This window comes from Micrococcus sp. EYE_212, from assembly GCF_023147585.1.
Taxonomy (GTDB): Bacteria; Actinomycetota; Actinomycetes; order Actinomycetales; family Micrococcaceae; genus Micrococcus.
In genome coordinates this window covers 22199-45024 of record NZ_JAHXOZ010000010.1, presented here as the reverse complement: position 1 = coordinate 45024, position 22826 = coordinate 22199, and the positions used below count along the sequence as shown (strand labels likewise).

The window sequence follows — 22826 nt, the reverse complement described above, 5'->3', positions numbered from 1 at the left end:
GGGCTCGGACCGTAGACTGTCGCAGAAGACCGCGCATCGGCCGGCCGAGGGGGCGCTCCCCGCGTGCTCGGCCACACCGCTAGGGAGCAGAGGAACCAGTGCCTTCGATCATCGACCGCGTCCTGAAGATCTCCGACAACCGTGTGCTCTCGCGCATGAGGGGGACGGTGGACGCCGTGAACCTGCTCGAGGAGGACTTCCGAGCGCTCAGCGATGCCGAGCTCCGCGCCGAGACGGACGCGCTCAAGGCCCGGCACGCGGACGGCGAGTCCCTGGACCTGCTGCTGCCGGAGGCGTTCGCCGCCGTCCGGGAGGCCTCGGGACGCACCCTCGGCCAGCGGCACTACGACGTGCAGCTCCTCGGCGGCGTCGCCCTGCACCGTGGCAACATCGCGGAGATGAAGACCGGCGAGGGCAAGACCCTCGTGGCCACCGCGCCGGCCTTCCTGAACGCCCTGACCGGCAAGGGCGTCCACGTCATCACCGTGAACGACTTCCTGGCGTCCTACCAGGCGGACCTCATGGGCCGCGTGTTCCGCTTCCTCGGCATGGAGACCGGCGTGATCCTCTCCGGCCAGGACCCGGCCACGCGCCGCGCGCAGTACAACGCAGACATCACGTACGGCACGAACAACGAGTTCGGGTTCGACTACCTGCGGGACAACATGGCCTGGTCCCTCGACGAGCTGGTCCAGCGCGGCCACCACTACGCGATCGTGGACGAGGTGGACTCGATCCTCATCGACGAGGCCCGCACGCCGCTGATCATCTCCGGGCCCGCCCAGGGCGAGGCCAACCGGTGGTACGCGGAGTTCGCCCGCGTGGTGCGGCGCCTCGAGGAGGGCACCCACTACGAGGTGGACCACAAGAAGAAGACGGTGGGCATCCTCGAGCCGGGCATCGAGGCCGTGGAAGACCACCTCGGCATCGCGAACCTCTACGAGTCCCAGAACACCACCCTCATCCAGTTCCTGAACAACGCCGTGAAGGCCAAGGAGCTGTTCAAGCGGGACAAGGACTACGTGGTGCTGGACGGCGAGGTCCAGATCGTGGACGAGCACACCGGCCGCGTGCTCGCGGGCCGACGCTACAACGAGGGCGTCCACCAGGCGATCGAGGCCAAGGAGGGCGTGGAGGTCAAGCCCGAGAACCAGACGCTGGCCACCGTGACGCTGCAGAACTACTTCCGCGGCTACGACAAGCTCTCCGGCATGACCGGCACCGCGGAGACCGAGGCCGCCGAGTTCACGTCCACCTACGGCCTGGGCGTCGTGGTGATCCCCCCGAACAGGCCGAAGCAGCGCGTTGACCGCAACGATCTCGTGTACAAGAACGAGAAGGTCAAGTTCGACGCCGTCGTCAAGGACATCGTCGACCGCCACGCCGCCCGGCAGCCCGTGCTCGTGGGCACCACGTCCGTGGAGAAGTCCGAGTACCTCTCCACGCTCCTGGCCAAGGAGGGCATCCGCCATGAGGTGCTCAACGCGAAGAACCACGCGCGCGAGGCCGCGATCGTCGCGCAGGCCGGCCGCCCGGGCGCGGTCACCGTGGCCACCAACATGGCCGGCCGCGGCACCGACATCATGCTCGGCGGCAACGCCGAGTTCGCGGCCGTGGCCCGCATGCAGGAGCTCGGCCTCGACGCCACCGAGCATCCGGAGGAGTACGAGGCCCGCTGGCCCGCCGTGCTCGAGGAGGCGACGGCGGCCGTCCGGGAGGACCACGACGCCGTGATCGAGGCCGGGGGCCTCTACGTGCTCGGCACCGAGCGCCACGACTCCCGCCGCATCGACAACCAGCTGCGCGGCCGCTCCGGCCGTCAGGGCGACCCGGGCGAGTCCCGCTTCTACCTGTCCCTGACGGACGAGCTGATGCGCAACTTCAACCCGGGCGCGGCGCAGCGGATCATGAACAGCTCCTCCATCCCGGACGACATGGCCCTCGAGTTCAAGATGGTCTCCGCGGCCATCCAGAACGCGCAGACCCAGGTGGAGGGCCGCAACGCGGAGCAGCGCAAGAACGTCCTCAAGTACGACGACGTGATGAACCGCCAGCGTGAGGCCATCTACGCGGACCGCCGCTCCATCCTCGAGGGCGAGGACCTCGCGGCGCGGGTGCGCCAGTTCGTGGAGGACGCCGTCGGCGGCATCGTGGACGCCGCCACCCAGCACGGCCACCCCACGGAGTGGGACCTGGACGCCCTGTGGGCGGACCTCGCCCAGCTCTACCCGGTGGGCATCAGCCAGGAGGACGTGCTCGCCGAGACCGGCGGACGGGGCCGCCTCAAGGCCACGACCCTGCGCCGCGAGCTGGTCTCCGACGCCCTGCTGGCCTACGAGGATCGCGAGGCGCAGGTGGGCTCCGAGGCGCTGCGCGAGGCCGAGCGGCGCGTCGTGCTCTCCGTGATCGGGCGCAAGTGGCAGGAGCACCTCTACGAGATGGACTACCTCAAGGAGGGCATCGGCCTGCGCGCGATGGCCCAGCGAGAGCCGCTGGTGGAGTACCAGCGCGAGGGCTACACCCTGTTCCAGGCGATGCTCGCCGCGATCCGCGAGGAGTCCGTCCGCACCCTCTTCCAGGCGCAGATCTCCGCCGCCCCGGCCCCGACGAGCCTGCCGGGGATCAAGGACGCCCGCGCGGCCACCATGACGCCGCAGATCAGCGTGGAGGGCGTGGACGCCCCGCGGCAGCCCGCGCAGCTGCGCCTGAGCGGTCCCTCGGAGGACGGCACGGCCACGGCCACCCAGGTGACCACGGAGTCCGGGGCCACTGTGGAGGCCGGCACGAACCGCCGGTCCCGCCGCGCCGCCCAGCGACGCCAACGCCGCGACTGACGGGGCGGGCCGGCGTCAGCCCATCTCGACCGTGGTCACCTTCCACCGGCTGAGACGGCGCTCGAGACGAAGGGCGAAGGCCCGGGCGCGCCCGTCGGTGAACACCGTGGCGCTGGCCTCGATCCGGCCGGGGGCGACCTCGCACACCCGTGCGCCCACCGGTCGGGGCGGCGGCGTGCCGGTGCCGCGCGTCGCCGGAGACGAGGCGAGCAGCTCCAGCCGCCGTGCGACCTTGTCGTAGACCTCCGGGGAGAGCCAGCCGGCGAGGTCGCGCAGCGGACGCCGACCCGCCTCCACCTCGACGCACGCGACGGCGACGACTGCGACGAGCGACCTGGCGCGACGCAGCTCCTCACGTCCCTGCTCCGCGGCGGCCCGCCGCACCAGCTCCTCCGTGCCAGGCAGTGCGGAGGGCCGGCGGGCGGGGCCGTGCAGCAGGCTCTCCTGGCCAGGGCGGCCCTGCCCTCGGACGGGTGGTGCGGACGACGGGCGGGACATGGCGACGGGCGGGTGGGCGGCGGCGAGAGCGGTCATGGGATCCTCCGGGAGGCTGAGGGCAGGGGGACGGCGGGCGGAATGGTCGAGGCGGGTGCCGGGGTCGGAGTGGACCGCGCGTGTCATCTGCGGGCTCCGCCGGCCTCGGGGACATGGGGGGAGAAGACCGGGGCCACCAGCACGGTGCCCGGCAGGATCAGGTGGGGGTCCTCGCCGATGACCGCCCGATTGGCCCGGTACCACTCGCGCCAGCGCAGGTCGACCTCGCGCAGCGTCGCGTCCGGGCCGAGCTCCTCCTCGGCGATGTCCCACAGGCAGTCCCCGGACCGCACGGTCATCGTGGGCCGATCCTGCGTCGGCCGGTCCGCGGAGCCGGGCGGGGCAGGGGTGGGGGAGCGCGGCATCCAGCCAGCGTCGGGCAGCGGTCCGGGGACCGTGCCGATTCGAGGTGTGGGGCTCGGTGCGGCTGTCCACGACGCATCGGCGAGCGCCGCCGCCGTGGCGGGGGCCGGCGCGGGTGCGGCCCAGGCGGCGGGGGCACCGATGAGGTGGAGCCCCAGGACGGCGCAGGCCGCCCGCCGCATCACGGCGGGGGCCATGCGGGAGCCGATCCGGGTGAGCCCGCGGTGGCCCGCGTGCTCACCGAACGCCATGAGGGCGACGCCGAGCGCGCCGAGACACCACCACAGGAGGAGGAGGGCACCGGCGCCCCCGGCCGCGAGGCCGAGGGCGTGCGTCAGCTGAGGGCCGGGGCCGCGCGGAGCGGCCGCCGTCAACGTGGCGGCCGAGAGGAGCAGGACGGGCCCCGAGAGGGTCAGCAGGACGGTCCCCGCCACGTCGGTGCGCGTCGCGGACCCCGCTGTGTGGGCGGCGTGATGGTCAAGGATGTGCGGCATGGTCCCCTCCAGGCCTGGTGCGGTGCCGGCCCCGTGGCCGGTGTCGCTTGACGATCCACAGTCAAGCCTGGTCCCGTTCGATTGTCAATGGTGTCCTTTGATGTCGTTTGCTGTCATTCGGTGACGTGGCGACGTCGGACGGACGGCGCACCTCATCCCGCCGCTGCCGCACCCCTAGGCTGGCGGCATGCGGTGGGACGGACTGTTCGAGGACATCGAGGCGCGCTGGGCAGACCTCGGGTGGCAGGGCACGGTGGCCGAGGCCGCCGAGCTCACGCGCGCGGAGTGGGCCGGGATCACGCTGGCGGACCGGCTCCGCGGCGCCCGCGGCGCGGACCTCCGCGTGCACCTCGTGGGGGGACAGGCCCTCCACGTCCGGGTGCGGACCGTGGGGCGGACGTGGTTCGGCGTCGACCTGACCGGAGGCGGCTCCGCCGTCGTGCGGACGGCCGCGGTGGCGGCCGTCGAGGGGTCGCTGGGCGCCGCGGTCCCCGAGCCTGCCGGCGTGGCCGGCGAGATCGGGCTGGCGGCGGTGCTGCGCGGCGTGGCGCGTTCGCGTGCCGCCGTCACGGTGGTCGGCCTGCGGGGCGATGTGATCGTGGAGGGGACGGTGGACCGGGTCGGCGCGGACCACTTGGACATCGCCCGCCACGCCCGCGACGAGGCGCGCCGCCGCGGAGCGGTGCGGGGCGTGCTCGTGGTGCCGTTCTCCGCGGTCGGGCTCGTGCGGGGCGCGGAGGGGCTGGAGTGAGGACGGGACCGACGGGCCGGCTCAGCGCACGTCCGCGTCCATGTCCGTCCCGGACTCCGCCCACTCCCGCACGCGGGCCTGCGTGCGCTCCATCTGGCGCTGGATGAACTCGTCCAGCCAGGACTGCTCGATCCGCCACTGGCCGCGGCCTCCGACCTGGATGGCCTGGAGCTCTCCGCTGCGCACGAGCGCGCGAGCCTGCCCGGCCGAGACGTTGAGGACCTCGGCCACGTCCGTCAGGGTCAGAAAGCGCTGCACGATGCTCCTCCACGGGTCGTCGCCCCGGAGCTCCGAGGCGGGCGGACGCGGTCGGGGTCGCGACCGCGTCGTCGTCCCCCATTGAATCGTGACCGGGACGGTTCCGGACACTTTTCCACACCCAGGCGCCAGGCATGGGATCCCGCGCCGTCGGTGGATACCCTGGTGCCAGCGCGGGGCGGGGGAGGCACCGACGGGGTGCTCAGGCCCGCGCGGCCCCTCGCCGGGCCCGTCCTGAAGGGGGACCCACCGTGTCCATGCACGTCAACGCGCCGGCCGAGGGCACGCGACTGCGTCGTCCGCGGTGGCGGGATCCGCGTCTGATCGTCGGGCTCGTGCTGGTGCTCGCCTCGGTCGCGGGGGTCGTCGCCCTGGTCTCCGCCTCCCAGCGCACCCACTCGTACTGGGCGGCCACGCGGGACATCGTCCCCGGAGCCCCCGTCGAGGCGGAGCAGTTCGCGCCCGCGGAGGCCAACCTCGGCGACGCCGGGCACCTCTACCTGCGCGCGGACGGGCCGCCGCCCGCGGGCCGCGTGGCGTCGGGGACCGTGCGGGCGGGCGAGCTGGTGCCGCTGCGCCTGCTCGGAGAGGTCGACCCCCAGCGTCGCCGGCCCGTCGGGGTGGAGCTCGACGAGCCGCTGCCGGACGGCGTCGGGGTCGGTGACCGGGTGGACGTGTGGGTCGCCGCGCCGGTGGAGGGCGGCCGCGGTCACGCGGACCCGCAGCGGCTCGCGGAGGGGATCGAGATCATCGAGCTCGCCGAGGACCAGGGCGCCCTGGGGGGAGGACCCGCCGCACGCGTGCAGCTCATGGTGGACGAGGACGTGCTGCCTCGCCTGCTTGACGCGAAGGTCACGGACGCCCGCATCACGGTGGTCCCTGCCCTCGGGGCGGCCTGACCGTGCGGATCTCCCTGGCCGTCACCGTGGCGCCCGGCACGGACCTCATCGGGGTCCTCGAACGCAGTCAGAGGGAGGTCACGGTCCTGCGTCGCGCCGCCGACCTCGCCGAGCTGATCGCGGCCGCACGCTCCGGCATGGTGGACGCCGTGCTGGTGGCCGGTGGATCGGACGAGCTGACCCGCGCGTTCCTGGACGAGCTCGAGGCGGCCCCGCGGCCCGTGGGCATCGTGGCCCTGAGTGACATCCGCTCCGAGCGGGTCCGCCTCCGCGGGCTCGGCGTGCCGTGCCTGCGCGCCGACGCCGCGCCCCTCGAGCTGGCCCGCGCGATCCAGGACGCGGCGCGCGCCGCCGCACTGGGGGTGCAGCCCACGGCCGGCCTGGCCGAGGAGGAGCCGGATGGAGTGGAGGCCCTTGTGGACTCCGTGGACTCCGTGGACGCCGTCCCCGGCACCGTGGAGGTCGACACCGGATCCCTCCCGGTGGGCGTCGATCCCACGGCGCGCTGGGATCTCGCAGGGCAGCCCGTGCCGGACTCCGCGTTCTCCGAGGTGTGGGGCGGCCCCGCGCCGGATATCGGCGAGGGTGCCGCCACGACGGACGGCGGTGCGGCCCCCACGGTGCTGACCGAGGACGTGGGGGACGATGCGCCGAAGGCGGCGACGGACGACGGCGGCCCGGGCGACGGTGCCTCGGGACGGGGGCCGAGTCGGGTCGTCGTGGTCTGGGGGCCCACGGGCGCCCCGGGCCGCACCACCGTCGCGGTGAACGTGGCGGCCGAGCTGGCGCTCACGGGGCTGGCCACCCTCCTGGTGGACCTGGACACCTACGGACCGGCCGTCGGCGCACATCTGGGCCTGGCCGACGAGACGGCGGGCGTGTCCCGGGCAGCACGACGGGCGGACCGTGAGCGCATCACGGCCGCCGACCTCGTGGAGGCCGCCGTGCGCGTCCGTGTGGCCGGCGCGGAGATGGACGTGCTCACGGGCCTGTCCCGGCCGGACCGCTGGCCGGAGGTGCGGGGCTCGGCCGTCGAGCGCATCCTGGCCGCGGCACGCGAGCACTGGGACCGCGTGGTCGTGGACGTGGGCTTCAGCCTCGAGGAGGACGAGGAGCTCTCCTTCGACGTCCCCGCCCCACAGCGCAACGCCGCCACGCTCGCCGCGCTCGGCGCCGCAGACCGGGTGCTGGCGGTGGGGACGGCGGACGCCGTGGGCCTCCCGCGCCTCATCCGAGGGGTCGAGGCGCTCGGCCGCACGGTGACCGCCGAGGGCATCGGCGTGGTGGTGAACCGCACGCGGGCCGGGGCATCCGGGGTGTCGCCGCGGGCCCAGGTGAGCTCGGTCTGGGCGCGCTACGGACCTCCCGTGCCCGTGGCCGCGTTCCTTCCGTGGGACCCGGGCGCCGCGGACCGTGCACTGCTGGGCGGGCAGGTGCTCGCCGAGGCGGCCCCGTCCAGCCCCCTGCGCCGGGCCGTCGCGTCCCTCGCGCGCAGGGAGGGGGCCGTGCCGCCGGGGGACGGGCGCCGTCGGCGGCGGGCGACGCGGTCGGGCACGGAGGACGACGCTGCCGCAGGGCGGCGGGGGAGCGGCCGTAGGCTGGTCCCATGGTCAGCACTCTCGCGTCGGACCCCCTGAACTCGCACCCCGACCTGGGGGAGCAGGAGCGCTCCTGGCTGCAGATGCTCGTGGGGGACTGGCAGCTCGTCGCCGACCTCGGCCTCGCCGACCTCGTCCTCTGGTACCCCGTGCCGCACACCGAGCCGGCCGGCGGCTACGTGGCCGTGGCCCAGGTGCGTCCCTTCACGGCCCCCACGCTGTTCCAGCGCGACATCGTCGGCTCTCGGGTCCGCGCCGACCTGCGTGCCCTCGTGGACCGGGTGTGGCGGGCCGACGCCCCGGGCGAGGGCGTGGAGCCCGTGGTCGCTCCTGGCGGCACCCTCCAGGTGCGGCTGTGGCCCGTGGTCCGCGAGGGGCGGGTGATCGGCGTGGTCAGCGCCCACGCGGACCCGAACAGCCGGCCCGCCCGCTCGGCGATCGAGGAGAACTACGGCGCTGCCGCGGACCAGCTGCTCGACATGATGCAGCATGGCCGCTGGCCCGACCCGGAGGATCCGCCGGCCTTCTGGATCGGGGGAACCCCGCGCGTCGGCGACGGGCTCGTGGTGCTGGGCGCGGACTCGCGGGCGCGCTTCACGAGCCCGAACGCGGTCTCGGCCCTGCGACGCCTCGGCGTGACCGCACCGCTGCTCGGGCGTGCGCTCACGGACATCCTGCTGAGCACCGCCGCGGCTCGGCGTCCCGTGGAGGAGGGCGCGTGGTCCATCCTCGGCGGCCGGCGGGCCGGGCGCACCGAGGTGCAGGCCGGCGGCGCCACCCTGACGGTGCGCAGTGTCCCCCTGCGTGGCGGTGACGGCTGGACGGGCGCGCTCCTCATGCTCCGCGACGTCACTGAGCTCCGCCGTCAGGAGCAGCGTCTCGTGAGCAAGGACGCCACGATCCGCGAGATCCACCACCGCGTGAAGAACAACCTGCAGACCGTGGGCTCGCTGCTGCGGATCCAGGCCAGGCGGATGGACTCCACTGAGGCCGGGCGTGCACTGCGTCAGGCGATGCAGCGCGTGGACACCATCGCGCTCGTGCATCAGACGCTCAGCGAGGAGATCGACGGCCACATCCCCGTGGACGGCCTCCTGCAGCGGCAGTTCCGGCTCGCGGTGGAGGTGGCGGGCGACGGCCGGCCGCTCGCCACGGAGGTGACGGGGGAGTTCGGCGAGCTCCCGACGCACGTGGCCACGCCGCTGGCCCTCGTGCTCAACGAGCTGGCCACGAACGCGGTGGAGCATGGGACCGGGCCGGGCGGGGGGCACGTCGCGCTGCGCGCGCGTCAGGAGGACACGCCCTCGGGCCGTGTCCTGGTGGTCACGGTGGAGGACGGCGGAACAGGGGCTCCCCTCGAGGGGGACGCGGGCGACTTCCAGCCGGCGCCGACGTCGTCGGGGCTCGGGCTGCGGATCGTGCAGACGCTGGTGGAGGGGGACCTGCAGGGCGCCATCCGCTGGGAGCGGCGCCCCGACGGCGGCACGCGCGTCAGCGTGCGGGTGCCAGCGTCCTGACGCCGCGTCGGCGGGTCAGGACGCGCGGCGCGCGCGGGCGGCCCGGCGCTTCATGGCCCGGCGCTCGTCCTCGCTCATGCCGCCCCAGACGCCGGAGTCCTGGCCGGACTCCATGGCCCACTTGAGGCACGTGTCGATCACGTCGCACGTGCGGCACACGGCCTTGGCCTCCTCGATCTGGAGGAGGGCCGGGCCGGTGTTGCCCACCGGGAAGAAGAGCTCCGGGTCCTTGTCGAGACACGCGGCCTTGCTGCGCCAATCCATGGGGATGCTCGCTTTCTGTCTAGTGTCCCGGGTCCGTCGTGGGTCCCCGGGGAGTCGTGGCCGCGGCCTGGAGTGGGCGCTCGGGGCTCCACGGACTCTGGGCCGGGCCCCGGGGCGTGCACGACCCGGTCATCAGAACGGGGACCGAGTCTTGGCGATTCGGCCCCCGTCGATTGCATTGGGAACAATCCTCGCACGGGGCCCCAGTGTGAACAAGAGGTGAATGACAACGATCACAGGCCGCGAGGGTGAGTCGTTCGTCACCTCGGCGACCGGCATCCGCGGCCGGGAGCGCGTAGCGTGGAGCCGGCCGCGCGCACCGCTGCCGACCGCCCATCGTCGTCTCGACCACCCGAAGGGGAGTCCGCCATGGCCCCGTCCCGTCGCCGCCCGCCCGCGGCCGTCCTGCTGGTGGCGGGCGTGCTCGCCGCCCAGTCGATCGCCCTGCTGTGGCTCGCCGTGGACGCCCTGGCCCACGTGGGCGGCGGCGTCCTGCCGTCCGGAGCCCAGGTGTTCCTCGCGGTGCTCTACCTGCTGCTCGGGGTGTGGGTCGGCGCCGCCGCCGTGGCCATGGTGCGCGGGCGTGCCTGGAGTCGGGGCGCCACCACCGCGGTGCAGCTGTTCGCCGTGCTGCTCTCGTGGTGGCTCATCAGCATGGGCGCCGCACCGCTGGGGGCGGGGCTGCTGGTGCTCTCCGGCGTCGCCCTCATCGCGTTGTTCACGGGTCCGGTCACCCGGCACCTCTCACCCGCCTCCGATGGGACGCCCGCCGGCGCGGACCGCCGCTGACGCGTCAGCCGGCACGGACCCGGGCTCCGGGACGACGACGGGCCGCCGCCTCCGAGGGAGGCGGCGGCCCGTCTGTGGCGGGCGCGGTCAGTTGACCGGGCCGGTGAGCTTCTCGCCCGGGCCCTTGCCCGGCGCGTCCGGGAAGGGGGAGGCCTCGCGGAAGGCGAGCTGCAGGGAGCGCAGGCCGTCGCGGAGCGGGCCGGCGTGCTGACTGCCGATCTCGGGGGCGGCGGACACCACGAGGCCGGCGAGGGCCGTGATGAGCTTGCGGGCCTCGTCGAGGTCGATGAGCTCTCGCGCGTCCGGGCTGTCGGCGAGTCCCACCTTCACGGCGGCGGCGGTCATGAGGTGCACGGCCGTGGTGGTGATGACCTCCACGGCGGGGACCTCGTGGATGTCGCGGATCTCGGCCGGCGCGCCGGCGTCCTGCGGGGCCTGGGGGTGACGTTCATCGGTCATGGTGGTAAGCTTCCCACAGACCACTCCCGGTCTGTGCACGCAGCAGTCTGGCCCACGGGCCCGGCGCCGCGGCGTCAGCCCCGGGAGGACAAGTGGAGGCCTCCTCCCACCCGCGTCAGCAGCATGTCCGGCACCACCGGGCCGAGTTGCCGGGTCACCGATCGGTCCGCCGGGTGCATCACGCCCGTCGCGTCCCGTTGTCGAGGGTCCCGTCCGTCGGGATCGCGTCGAGGCCTCCGTCTGCGTCACCGCAGGGGAGGCCTTCTCTCGTTTCAGAGGCCCGTCCTGTCGCGCCGCGCGGAGTCCACCCCGTCGTCTCAACACAGGAGTAGCGCCATCAGCGATCCCCGCATCAACGAGCGTATTCGCGTTCCGGAAGTCCGCCTCGTCGGCCCGAACGGCGAGCAGGCCGGCATCGTCCGCATCGAGGACGCACTGCGGCTCGCGGCCGAGGCCGACCTCGACCTCGTGGAGGTGGCCCCCACGGCCAAGCCTCCGGTGTGCAAGCTGATGGACTTCGGCAAGTACAAGTACGAGGCCGCCGTGAAGGCCCGTGAATCGCGCAAGAACCAGGTGAACACGGTCCTCAAGGAGGTCCGCTTCCGCCTGAAGATCGACACGCACGACTACGAGACGAAGACCGGCCACGCCAAGAAGTTCCTGGGCCAGGGTGACAAGGTGAAGGCCATCATCCAGTTCCGCGGCCGCGAGCAGCAGCGCCCGGAGCTCGGCATCAAGCTCCTGCACAAGTTCGCGGAGGACGTTGCGGACCTGGGCAGCGTCGAGTCGCAGCCGCGCCAGGACGGTCGCAACATGGTCATGGTCATCGGCCCGCACAAGACCAAGGCGGAGGCCCGCGCCGAGCAGCGCAAGGACTCCGGCGAGGGTCATCGCGAGCGTGCCGACGGCGGCTCGCGCCGTGACCAGGCCGCCCGTGAGGCGCGTGCCGCCGCGGAGAAGAAGGCCAAGGAGAACGCCGCGCCCGTCTCGAACTCGGTGGGCGACGCGTTCCCGGAGGAGCTGCGCCGTCTCGCGGCCGAGCCGCGCACCACCCCGTCGGCTCCTGCGGTGGAGGCCCCCGAGGCCCCGGCGTCGCAGGCGCCCTCCGAGTCCGTGAAGGCCCCCGCGCCGCAGGCGCGCCCGGCGGCCCAGGAGCGGCCCGCCCGCCCGCAGGCGGCTCCGCGTCCGCAGTCCGCGCCCCGCTCGGCCGAGCCGCGCCGCGGCGCCGCGCCGACGTCGGAGTCCGCTCCGCGCCCCGCGGCCCAGCCGAGCGCCCCGGCACCGGTCACCCAGCCGGCGTCGGCGCCGAAGCCCGCCGCCGCCCCCAAGCCCGTCGCGGCCCCGAAGCCCGGTGCCCCCAAGCCGGGCGCCGGTCGGCCGATGCCCACCCCGCCCAAGCCCGGCGTCCCGCGTGGCGGTGCGCCGAAGCCGGGCGCCAAGGGGGCCTGAGCGTCGACGTCGGCCCTCGGGCCGTCCCAGTCCAGCCCATCCCGCACGGGATGGGTGAGCACAGCACTGCCGCACCACCCGTGTCCGGCAGCTGAAGAACGAAGGAGAACGGCAGCCATGCCGAAGATGAAGACCCACAGCGGTGCCAAGAAGCGCTTCCGCGTGACCGGCTCCGGCAAGATCATGCGCCAGCAGGCCAACCGCCGCCACTACCTGGAGCACAAGTCCTCGCGCCTGACCCGCCGCCTCGCCGGCGACAAGGTCGTCTCCAAGGGCAGCATCAAGACCATCAAGCGGATGCTCGGCATCTGATCACCCCCGTCCGGCCCTGTGCCGGGCACCCTCCCGCCGACGTGCTCTCGGACGCACCGGCGGGGCATCACAGATAGGAGTCGCACGTGGCACGTGTGAAGCGGGCAGTGAACGCCCACAAGAAGCGTCGGACCATGCTGGACCGCGCGTCCGGCTACCGCGGTCAGCGGTCTCGCCTGTACCGCAAGGCGAAGGAGCAGCTGCTCCACTCGTTCACCTACAACTACCAGCACCGTCACAAGCGCAAGGGCGACTTCCGTCGCCTGTGGATCACCCGCATCAACGCGGCCGCCCGCGCCAACGGCATGACCTACAACCGCTTCATGCAGGGCCTGAAGTTGGCCGGCGTCGAGGTCGACCGCCGCATGCTGGCCGAGATCGCCGTCTCGGACGCCGCCACCTTCACCGCGCTGGTGAAGACCGCGCGCGCCGCGCTGCCCGCGGACGTGAACGCCCCGGCCGCCGGCCGCTGAGCCGACACGGAGCGCGCGTCGCGCGGTTCGCGCGCGAACGTGAGCACCACGCCGATGGGGGCGGGCCGATTCCGGCCCGCCCCCATCGGCGTCCCCGCCCCTGCCCCACCCCGAAGGAGCCCCCGCATGACCCCGGACGCCGCCCTGCTCGCCAATCCTCGGGCGGACCGCGTCCGTGCCGTGGCCGCACTGGCCACCCGTTCCGCCCGACGCCGCACGGGCACGTTCCTCGTGGAGGGCCCCCAGGGGTGCCGCGAAGCCCTGCGCGCGCACCTGGGCGAGGGGCCGGCGCCCGTCGAGCAGTGGCCCGCCGGCCACGTCCTGGTGCAGGTGTTCGTGGGGGAGGGGCTCGCCGAGCGTGACCCGGACCTTGCCGCACTGGTGGGGCGCCTGACCGACGTGCCCGTGCGCACGGCCACGGCCGAGGTGCTCGGCGCGATGGCGGATGCGGTGACGGCACAGGGGATCGTGGCGGTGGCCCGGATCCCCGAGGAGCGCTCGGCGTCGGCCGTGCTGGAGGGCGCCCGCCTGGCCGCGGTGCTCTGCCGGGTGCAGGACCCCGGCAACGCGGGGACCGTCCTGCGGGCCGCGGACGCCGCGGGCGCGGACGCCGTGGTCCTCACCCCGGGCTCCGTGGACCCCTTCAACCCGAAGGTGGTGCGGTCCACCGCGGGATCGCTCTTCCACGTGCCGTTGGCGGTCGGCGTTCCGGTGGGAGAGGCGGCGGAGCGGGCGCGGGCCGCGGGCCTGCAGGTGTGGGCGGCCGACGGCTATGCGCCGGACCGCCTGGACACGCTGCCCCGTGACATCACGGGCGGGCCCACGGCGTGGCTGTTCGGCAACGAGGCCCAGGGCCTGGACGACGAGGAGATGTCCCGGGCCGACCGTCGCGTGGCGGTGCCGCTGTACGGGGCGGCCGAGTCCCTGAACGTGGGCACGGCCGCCACGGTGTGCCTCTACGCCTCCGCGATGGCGGCTCCGCGCGACGGAGACGCCCGGGCCGACCGGGCCTGACCCCGGGACCCGGCGGACGCGGGAGGCCCGCGATGCGGGCATGCGAAAGGGGTGGGAGACCGGGTGTCCGGTCTCCCACCCCTTTCAGGCGGTGCGTGTCAGATCGCGAGGATCAGACGCGGGTGCCGCGGCCCATGCGGCGGGAAACGGCCTGCCAGATGGCGGCCACGATGACGCCGCCGAGGATGGCCCAGAACCAGGTGCCGAGGTCGAAGAACTTCTCGTTCACGTTGACGTGGAAGAGCGCAGAGGCGATCCAGCCGCCCAGCATGGCGCCGAGCACGCCGGTGATGAGCGCGCCGATCCAGCCCGACCCCTGCGAGCCGGGGAGGATCATGCGGGCGATGGCGCCGGCGATGAGGCCGAGGATAATCCAAGCAATGAAGCCCATGATGAAGACCTTTCGATGGTGGGACGTGCACTTGTGTGACGCCGTTACACCTGCGACTGTATCAACCCCTATGGGGGTACGTCACCCGCTGACAACAGATCAATGCGGTGACCCGACTCTCATTTTCCCGACGCGGAAATCCGTCTGCGGCTCACCAGAATCAGGGAAAGCGCCAGTCCGAGCGCCGCGATCCCCGCGCCGATCGTGGGCGGGACCTGCAGGGATGCCCCCGCGCCGATCGCCGTCGCCCCCACCCAGGCGCCCATCGCGTTGGCCATGTTCAGCGCGGAGTGATTGAGGGACCCGGCCAGCTGCGGGGCGGACGGCGCGGAGTCCACCAGCAGCACCTGGAGGGCCGGGGCGATGCCGGAGCCGGTCACCGCCACCAGGAAGAGGAACACGATCATGACGGGCAGCCACGAGGCGGTGAGGCCGACACCGAGCAGCGCCACCCCGCTCGCCGCGAAGCTCACGCGCAGGGTCAGCACGGGGTCGCGGTCGGTGAGGGCGCCGCCCACGAGCGTCCCGACCACCATGCCCACGCCGTAGAGCGCCAGGACGGCGGGGACCCACCGCGGATCCAGCCCCGCAACCCGGGTCAGGAGCGGCGTGATGTAGGTGTAGAGGGCGAACATCCCCGCGAACCCGATCACCCCGACGGCGACGGTCGCCCACAGCCGCGGGGAGGCCAGGCCACGGACCTCGTTCGCCACGGACGAGCCCGGCGGGGCGGGCACCGGAGGCACGAGGAACGCGGTCGCCGCGATGCAGCCGACGGCGCAGATCGCCACGATCACGAACATCCAGCGCCAGCCGGACGCCTGGCCCACGGCCGTGGCCAGGGGCACCCCGATCACGTTGGCCACCGAGAGCCCCGCCATGACCCACGCGATCGCCTGGCCGCGCCGGGCGGGGCCGGCGAGGTCCGCGGCCGCGAGGGCGGCGGCGGAGAAGAACGCACCATGGGGCAGGCCCGAGACGAAGCGCGCGAGCATCATGGTGGTGATGTCCGGGGCCAGCAGGGAGGCCGCGTGGCCGATCGCGAAGAGGGCCATGAGCAGCATGCTCGTGAGCCGGCGGTCCATGCGCGCGCACGCGGCGGCCAGGACGGGGGCGCCCACGACCACGCCGAGGGCGTACATGGAGATGAGCACGCCGCCGGTCTCCAATCCCACGCCGAGGTCGTCGACCGCCTGCGGCAGGAGCCCCATCATCGCGAACTCGGTGGTGCCGATCGCGAAGCTGCCGAGGGCGAGCGCCAGGATCGCGGGGAGCAGGCGGGCGGGGCGGCGCCGCACCAGGGCGTCGGGCCCGGAGGGGGTGGGGGAGTCGGGAGAGGGGGTCAGCACCGCTCAAGCCTACGGAGTGCACCGGGCGGGTCGCCGCCGCTGGCTAGGGTGGCCACATGACCTCCGACACATCGCACGCCACGCCCCCCGTGCCGCCCCCGCCGCCGAGGCGGACGGTGGTGGGTGTCGCCCTCCTCGACGACGCCGCGGCCCCGCGCGTCCTCCTGGCGGCCCGCCGCAGCGCCCCCGCGTCCCTGGCCGGGCTGTGGGAGTTCCCGGGCGGCAAGGTCGAGCCGGGGGAGTCGGACCGCGAGGCGCTGCTGCGCGAGGTCCGGGAGGAGCTCGGCGCGCGCGTGCGGCTGGGCGCGGAGGTGGCGGCCCCGGAGACGATCGGATGGAAGCTGGCCGACGGCGCCCGGATGCGCGTCTTCTACGGCGTCCTCGAGGAGGGATCGGCCGAACCGGCGGCCCTGCAGGACCATGACCGGCTCGCGTGGACGCCCCTGACCGCCGAGGACCTCCACGCCCACCCGTGGATCCCCGCCGACCGGCCGATCGTGGACGCCGTGCTGGCGCAGCTGGAGGACGCCTTCGCCTGACCGCGGCGGCCGCCGCGCTCAGAAGAGCGCGGGCTGCGCCTCCGCGAGGTCCGAGCGACCCGCCGTCGGCCCGGGACGCCCCGTCCGCCGCGGCGCGGGAGCGGGGGAGCCGTCCGGGCGCGGGCCGTCGTCGCGCCGCACGCCGTGCGCGCCGTGGCGGCCGAGCCCGTGCCGCCGGGCGGCCTCGGCCGCGGACCGCGCGAGCGTGCGGCGGTAGGCGGCCGGGGCATACGAGGACCGGGCGTACATCTGGCGGTACCCCTCCAGCAGATGGGGATGGTCCCGCTCGATCCACGCGAGGTACCACTCCCGGGCGCCGGGACGCAGGTGGAGGGCGCCGGCCAGCGCGTGGGCGGCGCCAGCTCCGGCGACCGCCCGCATGAGCGCGTCGATCTGCCCCTCCGAGTCCGTCAGCCACGGCAGCAGGGGCATGGCCATGACGGTGACCTCGGCCCCGGCGGAGGCGAGCTGCTCGATGAGGCGCAGCCGCGCGGCCGGGGACGGCGTCCCCGGCTCCACCGCCGCCGCCACGGCCGGGTCCAGGACCGCCAGGGAGAGGGAGACCTGCACGGGCACGGACCGGGAGGCGGCACGCAGCAGCGGGACGTCTCGAGCGAGCAGGGTGCCCTTGGTGAGCACGGAGAACGGGGTGCCCGAGTCCGCGAGGGCGGCGATGATCCCGGGCATGAGCCGGTACCGGCCCTCGGCGCGCTGGTAGGGGTCCGTGTTGGTGCCCAGCGCCACGCTCTGGCGGCCCCACGTGGGCCGCGCGAGCTCCCGGCGCAGCACCTCGGGGGCGTTCACCTTCACGACGATCTGCCGGTCGAAGTCCGCCCCGGCGTCCAGGTTCAGGAACGAGTGCGTGCTGCGGGCGTAGCAGTACCGGCACGCGTGGGTGCAGCCGCGGTACGGGTTCACGGTCCAGCGGAACGGCATCGCCGAGGACTCCGGGACGGAGTTCAGCACGCTCTTGGCCAGGACCTCGTGGAACGTGATGCCTGCAAACTCGGGCGTGGTGATGCTCCGCTGCAGGTCCGAGAGCGGGAGCAGAGCGGGGGCTCCGGCCGGTGTGCCGTCCTCCGCCTGCTCGGATCCGCCCTCGGACCGCAGGGTCTGCGCTTCCCATCGCATGACCTCAGTAGAACACATGTTCGAATGACATCGCAAGCATGTTCGATTCCTCTTCGCGCCTACCCTGGGCGCATGACCGTCCACGCCACCCCCGTCCGCGTCCTCCTCACGGGCTTCGAGCCCTTCGGCGGGGACGCCCACAACCCCTCGATCGCCGCCGCGCGCGCCGCCGTCGGCCTCCTTTCGGCGCAGGGGGTGAGCGCGCATGCCGTCGAGCTGCCGTGCGTGTTCGCCGCGGCCGGGCCCGCGCTGGCCGCCGCACTGGGGGAGATGCACCCGGAGGCCGTGGTCGCCGTCGGGTTGGCGGGCGGCACCGGGTCCGTGCGCGTGGAGCGCGTGGCCGTGAACCTGCAGGACGCCCGCATTCCGGACAACGCGGGGGACCAGCCGGTGGACCGGCCCGTGCGGCTCGGCGGCCCGGCCGCGCACTTCGCCACGCTGCCCGTCAAGCGCGCCGTCGCCCGCATCCGCGCGGCCGGCGTGCCCGCAGAGCCCTCGCTCTCGGCGGGCGCCTTCGTGTGCAACCACGTCATGTACGCGCTGCTCGACGCTCCGGTGACGGCGCGCGCCGCCGGGTTCGTGCACGTGCCGTGGGACCTCGAGCACCGGCCGACGGCGGACGCGCCCGGACTGCCGGCCGCCGACCTCGCACGCGCCGTGGCGGAGACCGCGTTGGCCGCGCTCGACGGCGGCGCGGACCTGACCGTCCCCGGCGGCACCCTGCACTGAGGGACGCTCCGCCCGCGCCCGCGCCCGCGCACCGTTCCGCCCGGCCCCGATCCGCCTGACCCGGCCGCCGCTCAGCCGCGTCGCCGGAGCGGCCGGAGCGTGAGCGTGCGGATCACGGGCCGCTCCACGTAGCCGCCGCGCACCAGCCCGGCGCCGCGCTCGAACGCGTTGCGGGAGGCCGGGTCGCCCGTGCGCCAGGAGGACCATGCCGCCGCGAGCGCGTAGGCCGGCAGGAACGGCAGCCCGAGGCACGCCGCGTACTGCGCCGCGTGGGCGCCCTCGTGCCGCCACAGCTCCGGCGTCATCCGCAGGCCGGGCCGGGTGAACACCACGTCGCCCACCGTGAACGCGGCCCCACCCGGGAAGGGGGCCGTCCACCCGCGCGCCTCGATGAGGCCCAGGGGGCCCGGCCGCAGCTCGCAGCGCGCGACGACGGCGCCCACGAGTCCCAGGGGCGTGGACAGGTTCACGAGGTTCCACAGGCCGCGGGCCCGGGCGGCCCTCATCGGTCGGACCCCTCGGCCGCGGCCCGGCCGGGCTCCGGCACCGCGAAGTACAGGTGCGCGTGGGCCGAGCAGCCGGGGTTGAAGCCCGCCCCGCACGAGGGGCACGCCGGCGAGGCGGGGGAGGTGCCGCCGTCGCCGTCCGGGGAGGCGGCCATGGCCGCGCGATACGCGTGGACGCTCAGCTCGGCGCGGCACACTCCGCACAGGACGTGCGGCCGGGCGAAGTCCGTGGCCGGCACGGGGACGGCCGGGTGGCCGGCGAGCTCGGCGTGGCACCGGTGGCAGGGCCAGTAGGCGTCGCAGCACGCGAAGCGCATCGCGACGACGTCGCGGGGGCTCGCGTAGTGGGCGCACCGGGTCTGCCCGTCCACGGCGACCCCGCGGACGGGCACGGACGGCGGGACGGGGGCGTCGGTCATGCCGCTCAGCGTAGAGGTGTCCGTCCCCACCCGGACACTAGACTGGGCCCGCCCCCATCAGCCAGCACGCGAAGGTCGTTGCCCCCATGACACCCAGCACCGAGCCCGGCGCGGAGTCCGCCGCGCCCGCTCCGGAGATCTCCCCCGTGGACGCCGAGGCGGTGGACGCGGCCGTGCAGGCCGCCCTCGCCGCCTTCGAGTCCGCGGACGACCTGGACGAGCTCAAGGCCGCCCGCCTGGCCCACACCGGCGACCGCGCCCCGCTCACCCTGGCCAACAAGGGGATCGGTGCCCTGCCCAAGGAGCGCAAGGCCGAGGCCGGCAAGGTCATGGGCGCCGCGCGCGGCCGCATGAACAAGGCGCTTGCGGCCCGCACCGCGGTGCTGGAGGCCGAGCACGCCGAGCGGATCCTGCGCGAGGAGACCGTGGACGTGACGGCCGCCGTCCGGCGCCGCCGCCCGGGCGCCCGCCATCCGCTGTCCCTGACCATGGACCGGGTCTCCGAGATCTTCGTCGGCATGGGCTGGGAGATCGCGGAGGGCCCCGAGCTGGAGTCCGAGTGGTTCAACTTCGACGCGCTCAACTTCGCCCCGGACCACCCGGCGCGCGAGATGCAGGACACCTTCTTCGTGGAGCCCGCCGAGGCCCATCTGCTCCTGCGCACCCACACCTCCCCCGTGCAGATGCGCTCCCTCCTGGAGCGCGGCGCGCCCACCTACGTGCTCTGCCCGGGCCGCACGTTCCGCACGGATGAGCTGGACGCCACCCACACCCCGGTGTTCCACCAGTTCGAGGGCCTGGCCGTGGACCGCGGCCTCACCATGGCCCACCTGCGCGGCACGCTCGAGTACTTCGCGAGGCAGATGTTCGGCGCGGAGGCGGCCATCCGCCTGCGTCCCAACTTCTTCCCCTTCACCGAGCCCTCCGCCGAGCTGGACATCTGGCATCCCGGCGCCAAGGGCGGCCCCCGCTGGATCGAGTGGGGCGGCTGCGGCATGGTCCACCCGAACGTGCTGCGCGCCGCCGGCCTGGACCCGGACGAGTTCTCCGGCTTCGCGTTCGGCATGGGCGTGGAGCGCACGCTCATGTTCCGCAACGAGGTCCCGGACATGCGGGACATGATCGAGGGCGACGTCCGCTTCTCCCAGCACTTCGGCATGGAGGTCTGATCCAATGCGCATCCCCCTGAACTGGCTCCGGGAGTTCGTCCCCGTCCCCGCCGACCACCGCGCGGAGGACGTCATGGCGGACCTCGTCCGCGTCGGCCTCGAGGAGGAGGACGTCCACCGTCCCGCCGCCGAGCTCGAGGGCCCCATCGTGGTGGGCCAGGTGCTCACCAAGGAGCCCGAGCCCCAGAAGAACGGCAAGATCATCAACTGGTGCTCCGTCCGCGTGGTGCCCGACGGCGCCGAGCAGACCCTCACGGGCGAGGGCGTCGACCCCTCCGGCGTGCAGGGCATCGTGTGCGGCGCGCAGAACTTCGAGGTCGGGGACAAGGTGGCCGTGTGCCTGCCCGGCGCCGTCCTGCCCGGCGACTTCCGCATCAGCCCCCGCCAGACCTACGGCCACGTCTCGGCCGGCATGATGGCCTCCGTCCGCGAGCTCGGCCTGGGCGAGGACCACGAGGGCATCCTGGTGCTCTCCACCCTCGGCCTGGACCCGGAGCTCGGCGCCGACGTGCGCGACGTCCTGGACCTGCGGGACGAGGCCGCCGAGATCAACGTGACGCCGGACCGTGGCTACGTGTTCTCGATGCGCGGTGTGGCCCGCGAGTACGCGCACGCCACGGGCAGGCCGTTCACGGACCCGGCGGAGGCCGTCACCCCGCCCGCGGCCGACGACGCCGGCGTGCCCGTCACGCTCGACGACGACGCGCCCATCTACGGGAACCCGGGCTGCACGCGCTTCGTGGCCCGCACCGTGACCGGCGTGGACGCCTCCCGTCCGACGCCGCCGTGGCTGGCCTCACGGCTGCGCCTGGCCGGGATCCGCTCCATCTCCCTGCCGGTGGACATCTCCAACTACGTCATGTGGGAGCTGGGCCAGCCGCTGCACTTCTACGACGCGGACAAGCTCCAGGGCGGCATCACCGTGCGCCGGGCGGCCCCGGGGGAGACCCTCACCACGCTCGACGGCAAGGAGCGCACCCTCGACGCCGAGGACCTGGTCATCGCGGACGAGGCCGGCGCCGTGGGCCTGGCAGGCGTCATGGGCGGGGAGCGCACCGAGGTCTCGGACGCCACCACGGCCGTCGTGATCGAGTCGGCCAACTTCGATCCGGTCTCCATCGCCCGCACCCGCCGCCGCCACCGCCTGCCCTCCGAGGCCTCGAAGCGCAACGAGCGCGGCGTGGACTGGGAGGTCGCGGACGAGGCCGCCGAGCGCGCCGTGCAGCTGCTCGTCGAGCTGGCCGGCGGCGTGGCCGCCGAGGGCGTCACGGACGTCGGCGAGCGCCCGGCCCCCGCCGTCGTCGAGATGGCGGCGGACTACCCGACTGCCCGCGTGGGCGTGGAGTACACCGCGGACGAGGTCGTGGAGACCCTGCGCTCCCTCGGCGCCGAGGTGGAGGTCGGCGAGACCGGCGACGGCGGTGCGCCGCTGCTGCGCGTCACCGCTCCGTCCTGGCGCACGGACCTGCAGATCCCCGAGGACCTGGTCGAGGAGGTCGCGCGCCTGCGCGGCTACGACCAGATCCCCTCCGTGGTCCCGGTCGCGCCCCCGGGCCGCGGCTTCACGCGCGCCCAGGCCCAGCGCCGCCGCGTCGCCGCCGCGCTCGCGGCCGGCGGGCACACCGAGGTCCTGACGTACCCGTTCGTCTCCGAGGAGCAGAACCGCCGGTTCGGCGCCGCGACGGATGCGGCCGCCGACGCGCTCGAGACGGTCTCGCTCGCCAACCCGATCTCCTCCCAGTTCCGGTTCCTGCGCACCTCGCTGCTGCCGGGCCTCGTGGAGACCGCGCGCCGCAACCTGGGCCGCGGCTTCCGTGACCTCGCGCTGGCCGAGGTGGGCCGCGTGTTCCTGCCCTCGGGCGCGCTCGGCTCGCCCGAGGTGCCGCCGCGCGGCGTGCACCCCTCCGCCGCGGTGCTCGAGGGACTGACCTCCGGCGTGCCCGCGCAGCCGTGGCACGTGGGCGGTGTCCTCGTCGGGCACGAGGCCCCCGTGGGCCCCGGCGCCGCCGGGCGCGCCGTGGACTGGCAGGACGCCGTGTCCGCCGCGCTGGACGTCGCGGACCTGCTCGGGGTCGAGCTCACGGTCCGGCAGGGCGCGCACCACGCATTCCACCCCGGGCGCGCCGCCGAGCTCGTCGTGGCCGTCGCGGACGGCGAGGCCGTCGTCGGCGTGGCCGGCGAGCTCCACCCCCAGTGGCTCGAGGCGGAGGACCTGCCCGCGCGCCTGAGCGCGTGGGAGCTGGACCTGGACGCGCTGTCCGCGGCGGCGCCCGAGGCCGTCGTCGCCGAGGCCATCTCCACGTACCCGCTCAGCACGCAGGACGTCGCCCTCGTCGTCGACGCCGCCGTGGTGGCCGGGGACGTGCGCGCGACCCTCGCCGAGGGGGCGGGCGAGCTGCTCGAGGACGTCGCGCTGTTCGACGTGTACGAGGGGCCGGGGGTGCCCGAGGGCACGAAGTCGCTGGCGTTCTCCCTGCGCTTCCGGGCCCCGGACCGCACGCTCACCGCGGACGAGGCCTCCGAGGCCCGCGCCGCGGCCACCGAGCTCGCGGCCCGGCGCCACGGCGCGGTGCAGCGCTGAACGG

Annotated in this window: 24 protein-coding genes; 14 read left to right on the top strand and 10 right to left on the bottom strand. The window is 74.5% G+C overall.

From position 1 onward, the window contains the following. The first annotated feature begins 98 nt into the window (after positions 1-98). The gene (gene secA, locus KZX60_RS07875) at positions 99-2834 is read left to right on the top strand and encodes a preprotein translocase subunit SecA (protein ID WP_248117169.1); all 2736 of its coding nucleotides are present in this window, start codon (positions 99-101) and stop codon (positions 2832-2834) included. A gap of 15 nt (positions 2835-2849) precedes the next feature. Here the strand turns inward: secA and KZX60_RS07870 are convergent, their stop codons facing one another. Together KZX60_RS07870 and KZX60_RS07865 are read right to left on the bottom strand one after the other, a co-directional pair. Next, positions 2850-3368, bottom strand: coding sequence for an Rv3235 family protein (locus KZX60_RS07870; protein WP_248117166.1), 519 nt, complete (start codon positions 3366-3368; stop codon positions 2850-2852). 83 nt (positions 3369-3451) lie between these two features. After that, complete coding sequence (locus KZX60_RS07865) at positions 3452-4225, bottom strand: hypothetical protein (protein ID WP_248117164.1); 774 nt, start codon at positions 4223-4225, stop codon at positions 3452-3454. 187 nt (positions 4226-4412) lie between these two features. Between KZX60_RS07865 and KZX60_RS07860 the strand changes: the two genes are divergently transcribed. Next, complete coding sequence (locus KZX60_RS07860; protein WP_248117162.1) at positions 4413-4976, top strand: hypothetical protein; 564 nt, start codon at positions 4413-4415, stop codon at positions 4974-4976. Positions 4977-4997: 21 nt separating this feature from the next. On the opposite strand, the gene KZX60_RS07855 is transcribed toward KZX60_RS07860, so the two are convergent. Then, positions 4998-5234, bottom strand: coding sequence for a helix-turn-helix domain-containing protein (locus KZX60_RS07855; protein WP_248117160.1), 237 nt, complete (start codon positions 5232-5234; stop codon positions 4998-5000). A gap of 257 nt (positions 5235-5491) precedes the next feature. On the opposite strand from KZX60_RS07855, the gene KZX60_RS07850 reads away from it, so the two are divergent. The 3 genes from KZX60_RS07850 to KZX60_RS07840 are packed head-to-tail and all read left to right on the top strand — an operon-like array spanning position 5492 to position 9248. Then, positions 5492-6133, top strand: a complete 642-nt coding sequence (locus tag KZX60_RS07850) for a flagellar biosynthesis protein FlgA (RefSeq protein WP_248117267.1) — start codon at positions 5492-5494, stop codon at positions 6131-6133. A 2-nt stretch (positions 6134-6135) separates the two neighbouring features. Continuing rightward, the gene (locus tag KZX60_RS07845; protein WP_248117158.1) at positions 6136-7770 is read left to right on the top strand and encodes an ATPase; all 1635 of its coding nucleotides are present in this window, start codon (positions 6136-6138) and stop codon (positions 7768-7770) included. Further along, entirely contained in the window at positions 7740-9248 is a 1509-nt protein-coding gene (locus KZX60_RS07840; RefSeq protein WP_248117156.1) for a sensor histidine kinase, read from the top strand. The genes KZX60_RS07845 and KZX60_RS07840 overlap by 31 nt, the downstream gene beginning before the upstream one ends. A 15-nt stretch (positions 9249-9263) precedes the next feature. Here KZX60_RS07840 and KZX60_RS07835 read toward each other — a convergent pair whose 3' ends face one another. After that, a complete protein-coding gene (locus tag KZX60_RS07835) occupies positions 9264-9512 on the bottom strand; it encodes a WhiB family transcriptional regulator (RefSeq protein WP_248117155.1) in 249 nt (82 codons plus the stop codon). 369 nt (positions 9513-9881) lie between these two features. On the opposite strand from KZX60_RS07835, the gene KZX60_RS07830 reads away from it, so the two are divergent. Beyond that, positions 9882-10301, top strand: a complete 420-nt coding sequence (locus KZX60_RS07830) for a hypothetical protein (protein ID WP_248117153.1) — start codon at positions 9882-9884, stop codon at positions 10299-10301. 87 nt (positions 10302-10388) lie between these two features. On the opposite strand, the gene KZX60_RS07825 is transcribed toward KZX60_RS07830, so the two are convergent. Next, positions 10389-10760: a DUF1844 domain-containing protein gene (locus KZX60_RS07825; RefSeq protein WP_248117151.1), complete on the bottom strand. Its 372-nt coding sequence runs from the start codon at positions 10758-10760 to the stop codon at positions 10389-10391. Positions 10761-10883: 123 nt separating this feature from the next. Between KZX60_RS07825 and infC the strand changes: the two genes are divergently transcribed. The 4 genes from infC to KZX60_RS07805 all read left to right on the top strand — a co-directional run bounded on the left by infC (position 10884) and on the right by KZX60_RS07805 (position 14008). After that, entirely contained in the window at positions 10884-12209 is a 1326-nt protein-coding gene (gene infC / locus KZX60_RS07820; RefSeq protein ID WP_248117149.1) for a translation initiation factor IF-3, read from the top strand. 117 nt (positions 12210-12326) lie between these two features. Next, complete coding sequence (gene rpmI / locus KZX60_RS07815; RefSeq protein WP_248117147.1) at positions 12327-12521, top strand: 50S ribosomal protein L35; 195 nt, start codon at positions 12327-12329, stop codon at positions 12519-12521. Between the two features lie 86 nt (positions 12522-12607). Then, positions 12608-12994, top strand: coding sequence for a 50S ribosomal protein L20 (gene rplT / locus KZX60_RS07810; RefSeq protein WP_248117145.1), 387 nt, complete (start codon positions 12608-12610; stop codon positions 12992-12994). Positions 12995-13120: 126 nt separating this feature from the next. Continuing rightward, positions 13121-14008, top strand: a complete 888-nt coding sequence (locus KZX60_RS07805; protein WP_248117143.1) for an RNA methyltransferase — start codon at positions 13121-13123, stop codon at positions 14006-14008. Positions 14009-14120: 112 nt separating this feature from the next. Here KZX60_RS07805 and KZX60_RS07800 read toward each other — a convergent pair whose 3' ends face one another. Both KZX60_RS07800 and KZX60_RS07795 read right to left on the bottom strand, forming a co-directional pair. Then, positions 14121-14399, bottom strand: a complete 279-nt coding sequence (locus KZX60_RS07800) for a GlsB/YeaQ/YmgE family stress response membrane protein (protein WP_248117141.1) — start codon at positions 14397-14399, stop codon at positions 14121-14123. A gap of 119 nt (positions 14400-14518) precedes the next feature. After that, positions 14519-15748 (bottom strand): MFS transporter, encoded by a 1230-nt coding sequence (locus tag KZX60_RS07795; protein ID WP_248117139.1) that lies wholly within the window; start codon positions 15746-15748, stop codon positions 14519-14521. 56 nt (positions 15749-15804) lie between these two features. Between KZX60_RS07795 and KZX60_RS07790 the strand changes: the two genes are divergently transcribed. Continuing rightward, positions 15805-16287, top strand: a complete 483-nt coding sequence (locus tag KZX60_RS07790; RefSeq protein WP_248117137.1) for an NUDIX domain-containing protein — start codon at positions 15805-15807, stop codon at positions 16285-16287. 18 nt (positions 16288-16305) lie between these two features. Here KZX60_RS07790 and KZX60_RS07785 read toward each other — a convergent pair whose 3' ends face one another. Continuing rightward, a complete protein-coding gene (locus KZX60_RS07785; RefSeq protein WP_248117135.1) occupies positions 16306-17418 on the bottom strand; it encodes an Rv2578c family radical SAM protein in 1113 nt (370 codons plus the stop codon). A 72-nt stretch (positions 17419-17490) separates the two neighbouring features. Between KZX60_RS07785 and KZX60_RS07780 the strand changes: the two genes are divergently transcribed. Next, positions 17491-18147 (top strand): pyroglutamyl-peptidase I, encoded by a 657-nt coding sequence (locus tag KZX60_RS07780; protein WP_248117133.1) that lies wholly within the window; start codon positions 17491-17493, stop codon positions 18145-18147. 71 nt (positions 18148-18218) lie between these two features. Here the strand turns inward: KZX60_RS07780 and KZX60_RS07775 are convergent, their stop codons facing one another. Then, complete coding sequence (locus tag KZX60_RS07775; RefSeq protein WP_248117131.1) at positions 18219-18653, bottom strand: hypothetical protein; 435 nt, start codon at positions 18651-18653, stop codon at positions 18219-18221. Further along, complete coding sequence (locus KZX60_RS07770; protein WP_248117129.1) at positions 18650-19072, bottom strand: CHY zinc finger protein; 423 nt, start codon at positions 19070-19072, stop codon at positions 18650-18652. Before KZX60_RS07770 ends, KZX60_RS07775 begins: the two co-directional genes overlap by 4 nt. Before the next feature lie 86 nt (positions 19073-19158). Between KZX60_RS07770 and pheS the strand changes: the two genes are divergently transcribed. Continuing rightward, complete coding sequence (gene pheS / locus KZX60_RS07765) at positions 19159-20241, top strand: phenylalanine--tRNA ligase subunit alpha (protein WP_248117127.1); 1083 nt, start codon at positions 19159-19161, stop codon at positions 20239-20241. Between the two features lie 4 nt (positions 20242-20245). Next, on the top strand, positions 20246-22822 hold the full coding sequence (gene pheT / locus KZX60_RS07760; RefSeq protein WP_248117125.1) for a phenylalanine--tRNA ligase subunit beta: 2577 nt from the start codon (positions 20246-20248) through the stop codon (positions 22820-22822). Positions 22823-22826: the final 4 nt, after the last annotated feature.

Bases quoted from the DNA above. Each gene is read 5' to 3' on its own strand.
- KZX60_RS07850 (WP_248117267.1), top strand. From the start codon at position 5,492: ATGCACGTCAACGCGCCGGCCGAGGGCACGCGACTGCGTCGTCCGCGG.
- KZX60_RS07870 (WP_248117166.1), bottom strand. From the start codon at position 3,368: ATGACCGCTCTCGCCGCCGCCCACCCGCCCGTCGCCATGTCCCGCCCG.
- pheS (WP_248117127.1), top strand. From the start codon at position 19,159: ATGACACCCAGCACCGAGCCCGGCGCGGAGTCCGCCGCGCCCGCTCCG.
- KZX60_RS07770 (WP_248117129.1), bottom strand. From the start codon at position 19,072: ATGACCGACGCCCCCGTCCCGCCGTCCGTGCCCGTCCGCGGGGTCGCC.
- KZX60_RS07830 (WP_248117153.1), top strand. From the start codon at position 9,882: ATGGCCCCGTCCCGTCGCCGCCCGCCCGCGGCCGTCCTGCTGGTGGCG.
- KZX60_RS07805 (WP_248117143.1), top strand. From the start codon at position 13,121: ATGACCCCGGACGCCGCCCTGCTCGCCAATCCTCGGGCGGACCGCGTC.
- KZX60_RS07800 (WP_248117141.1), bottom strand. From the start codon at position 14,399: ATGGGCTTCATTGCTTGGATTATCCTCGGCCTCATCGCCGGCGCCATC.
- infC (WP_248117149.1), top strand. From the start codon at position 10,884: ATGTCCGGCACCACCGGGCCGAGTTGCCGGGTCACCGATCGGTCCGCC.
- KZX60_RS07840 (WP_248117156.1), top strand. From the start codon at position 7,740: ATGGTCAGCACTCTCGCGTCGGACCCCCTGAACTCGCACCCCGACCTG.
- pheT (WP_248117125.1), top strand. From the start codon at position 20,246: ATGCGCATCCCCCTGAACTGGCTCCGGGAGTTCGTCCCCGTCCCCGCC.
- KZX60_RS07785 (WP_248117135.1), bottom strand. From the start codon at position 17,418: ATGCGATGGGAAGCGCAGACCCTGCGGTCCGAGGGCGGATCCGAGCAG.
- KZX60_RS07835 (WP_248117155.1), bottom strand. From the start codon at position 9,512: ATGGATTGGCGCAGCAAGGCCGCGTGTCTCGACAAGGACCCGGAGCTC.
- KZX60_RS07780 (WP_248117133.1), top strand. From the start codon at position 17,491: ATGACCGTCCACGCCACCCCCGTCCGCGTCCTCCTCACGGGCTTCGAG.
- KZX60_RS07865 (WP_248117164.1), bottom strand. From the start codon at position 4,225: ATGCCGCACATCCTTGACCATCACGCCGCCCACACAGCGGGGTCCGCG.
- KZX60_RS07825 (WP_248117151.1), bottom strand. From the start codon at position 10,760: ATGACCGATGAACGTCACCCCCAGGCCCCGCAGGACGCCGGCGCGCCG.
- KZX60_RS07860 (WP_248117162.1), top strand. From the start codon at position 4,413: ATGCGGTGGGACGGACTGTTCGAGGACATCGAGGCGCGCTGGGCAGAC.
- KZX60_RS07775 (WP_248117131.1), bottom strand. From the start codon at position 18,653: ATGAGGGCCGCCCGGGCCCGCGGCCTGTGGAACCTCGTGAACCTGTCC.
- KZX60_RS07790 (WP_248117137.1), top strand. From the start codon at position 15,805: ATGACCTCCGACACATCGCACGCCACGCCCCCCGTGCCGCCCCCGCCG.
- rpmI (WP_248117147.1), top strand. From the start codon at position 12,327: ATGCCGAAGATGAAGACCCACAGCGGTGCCAAGAAGCGCTTCCGCGTG.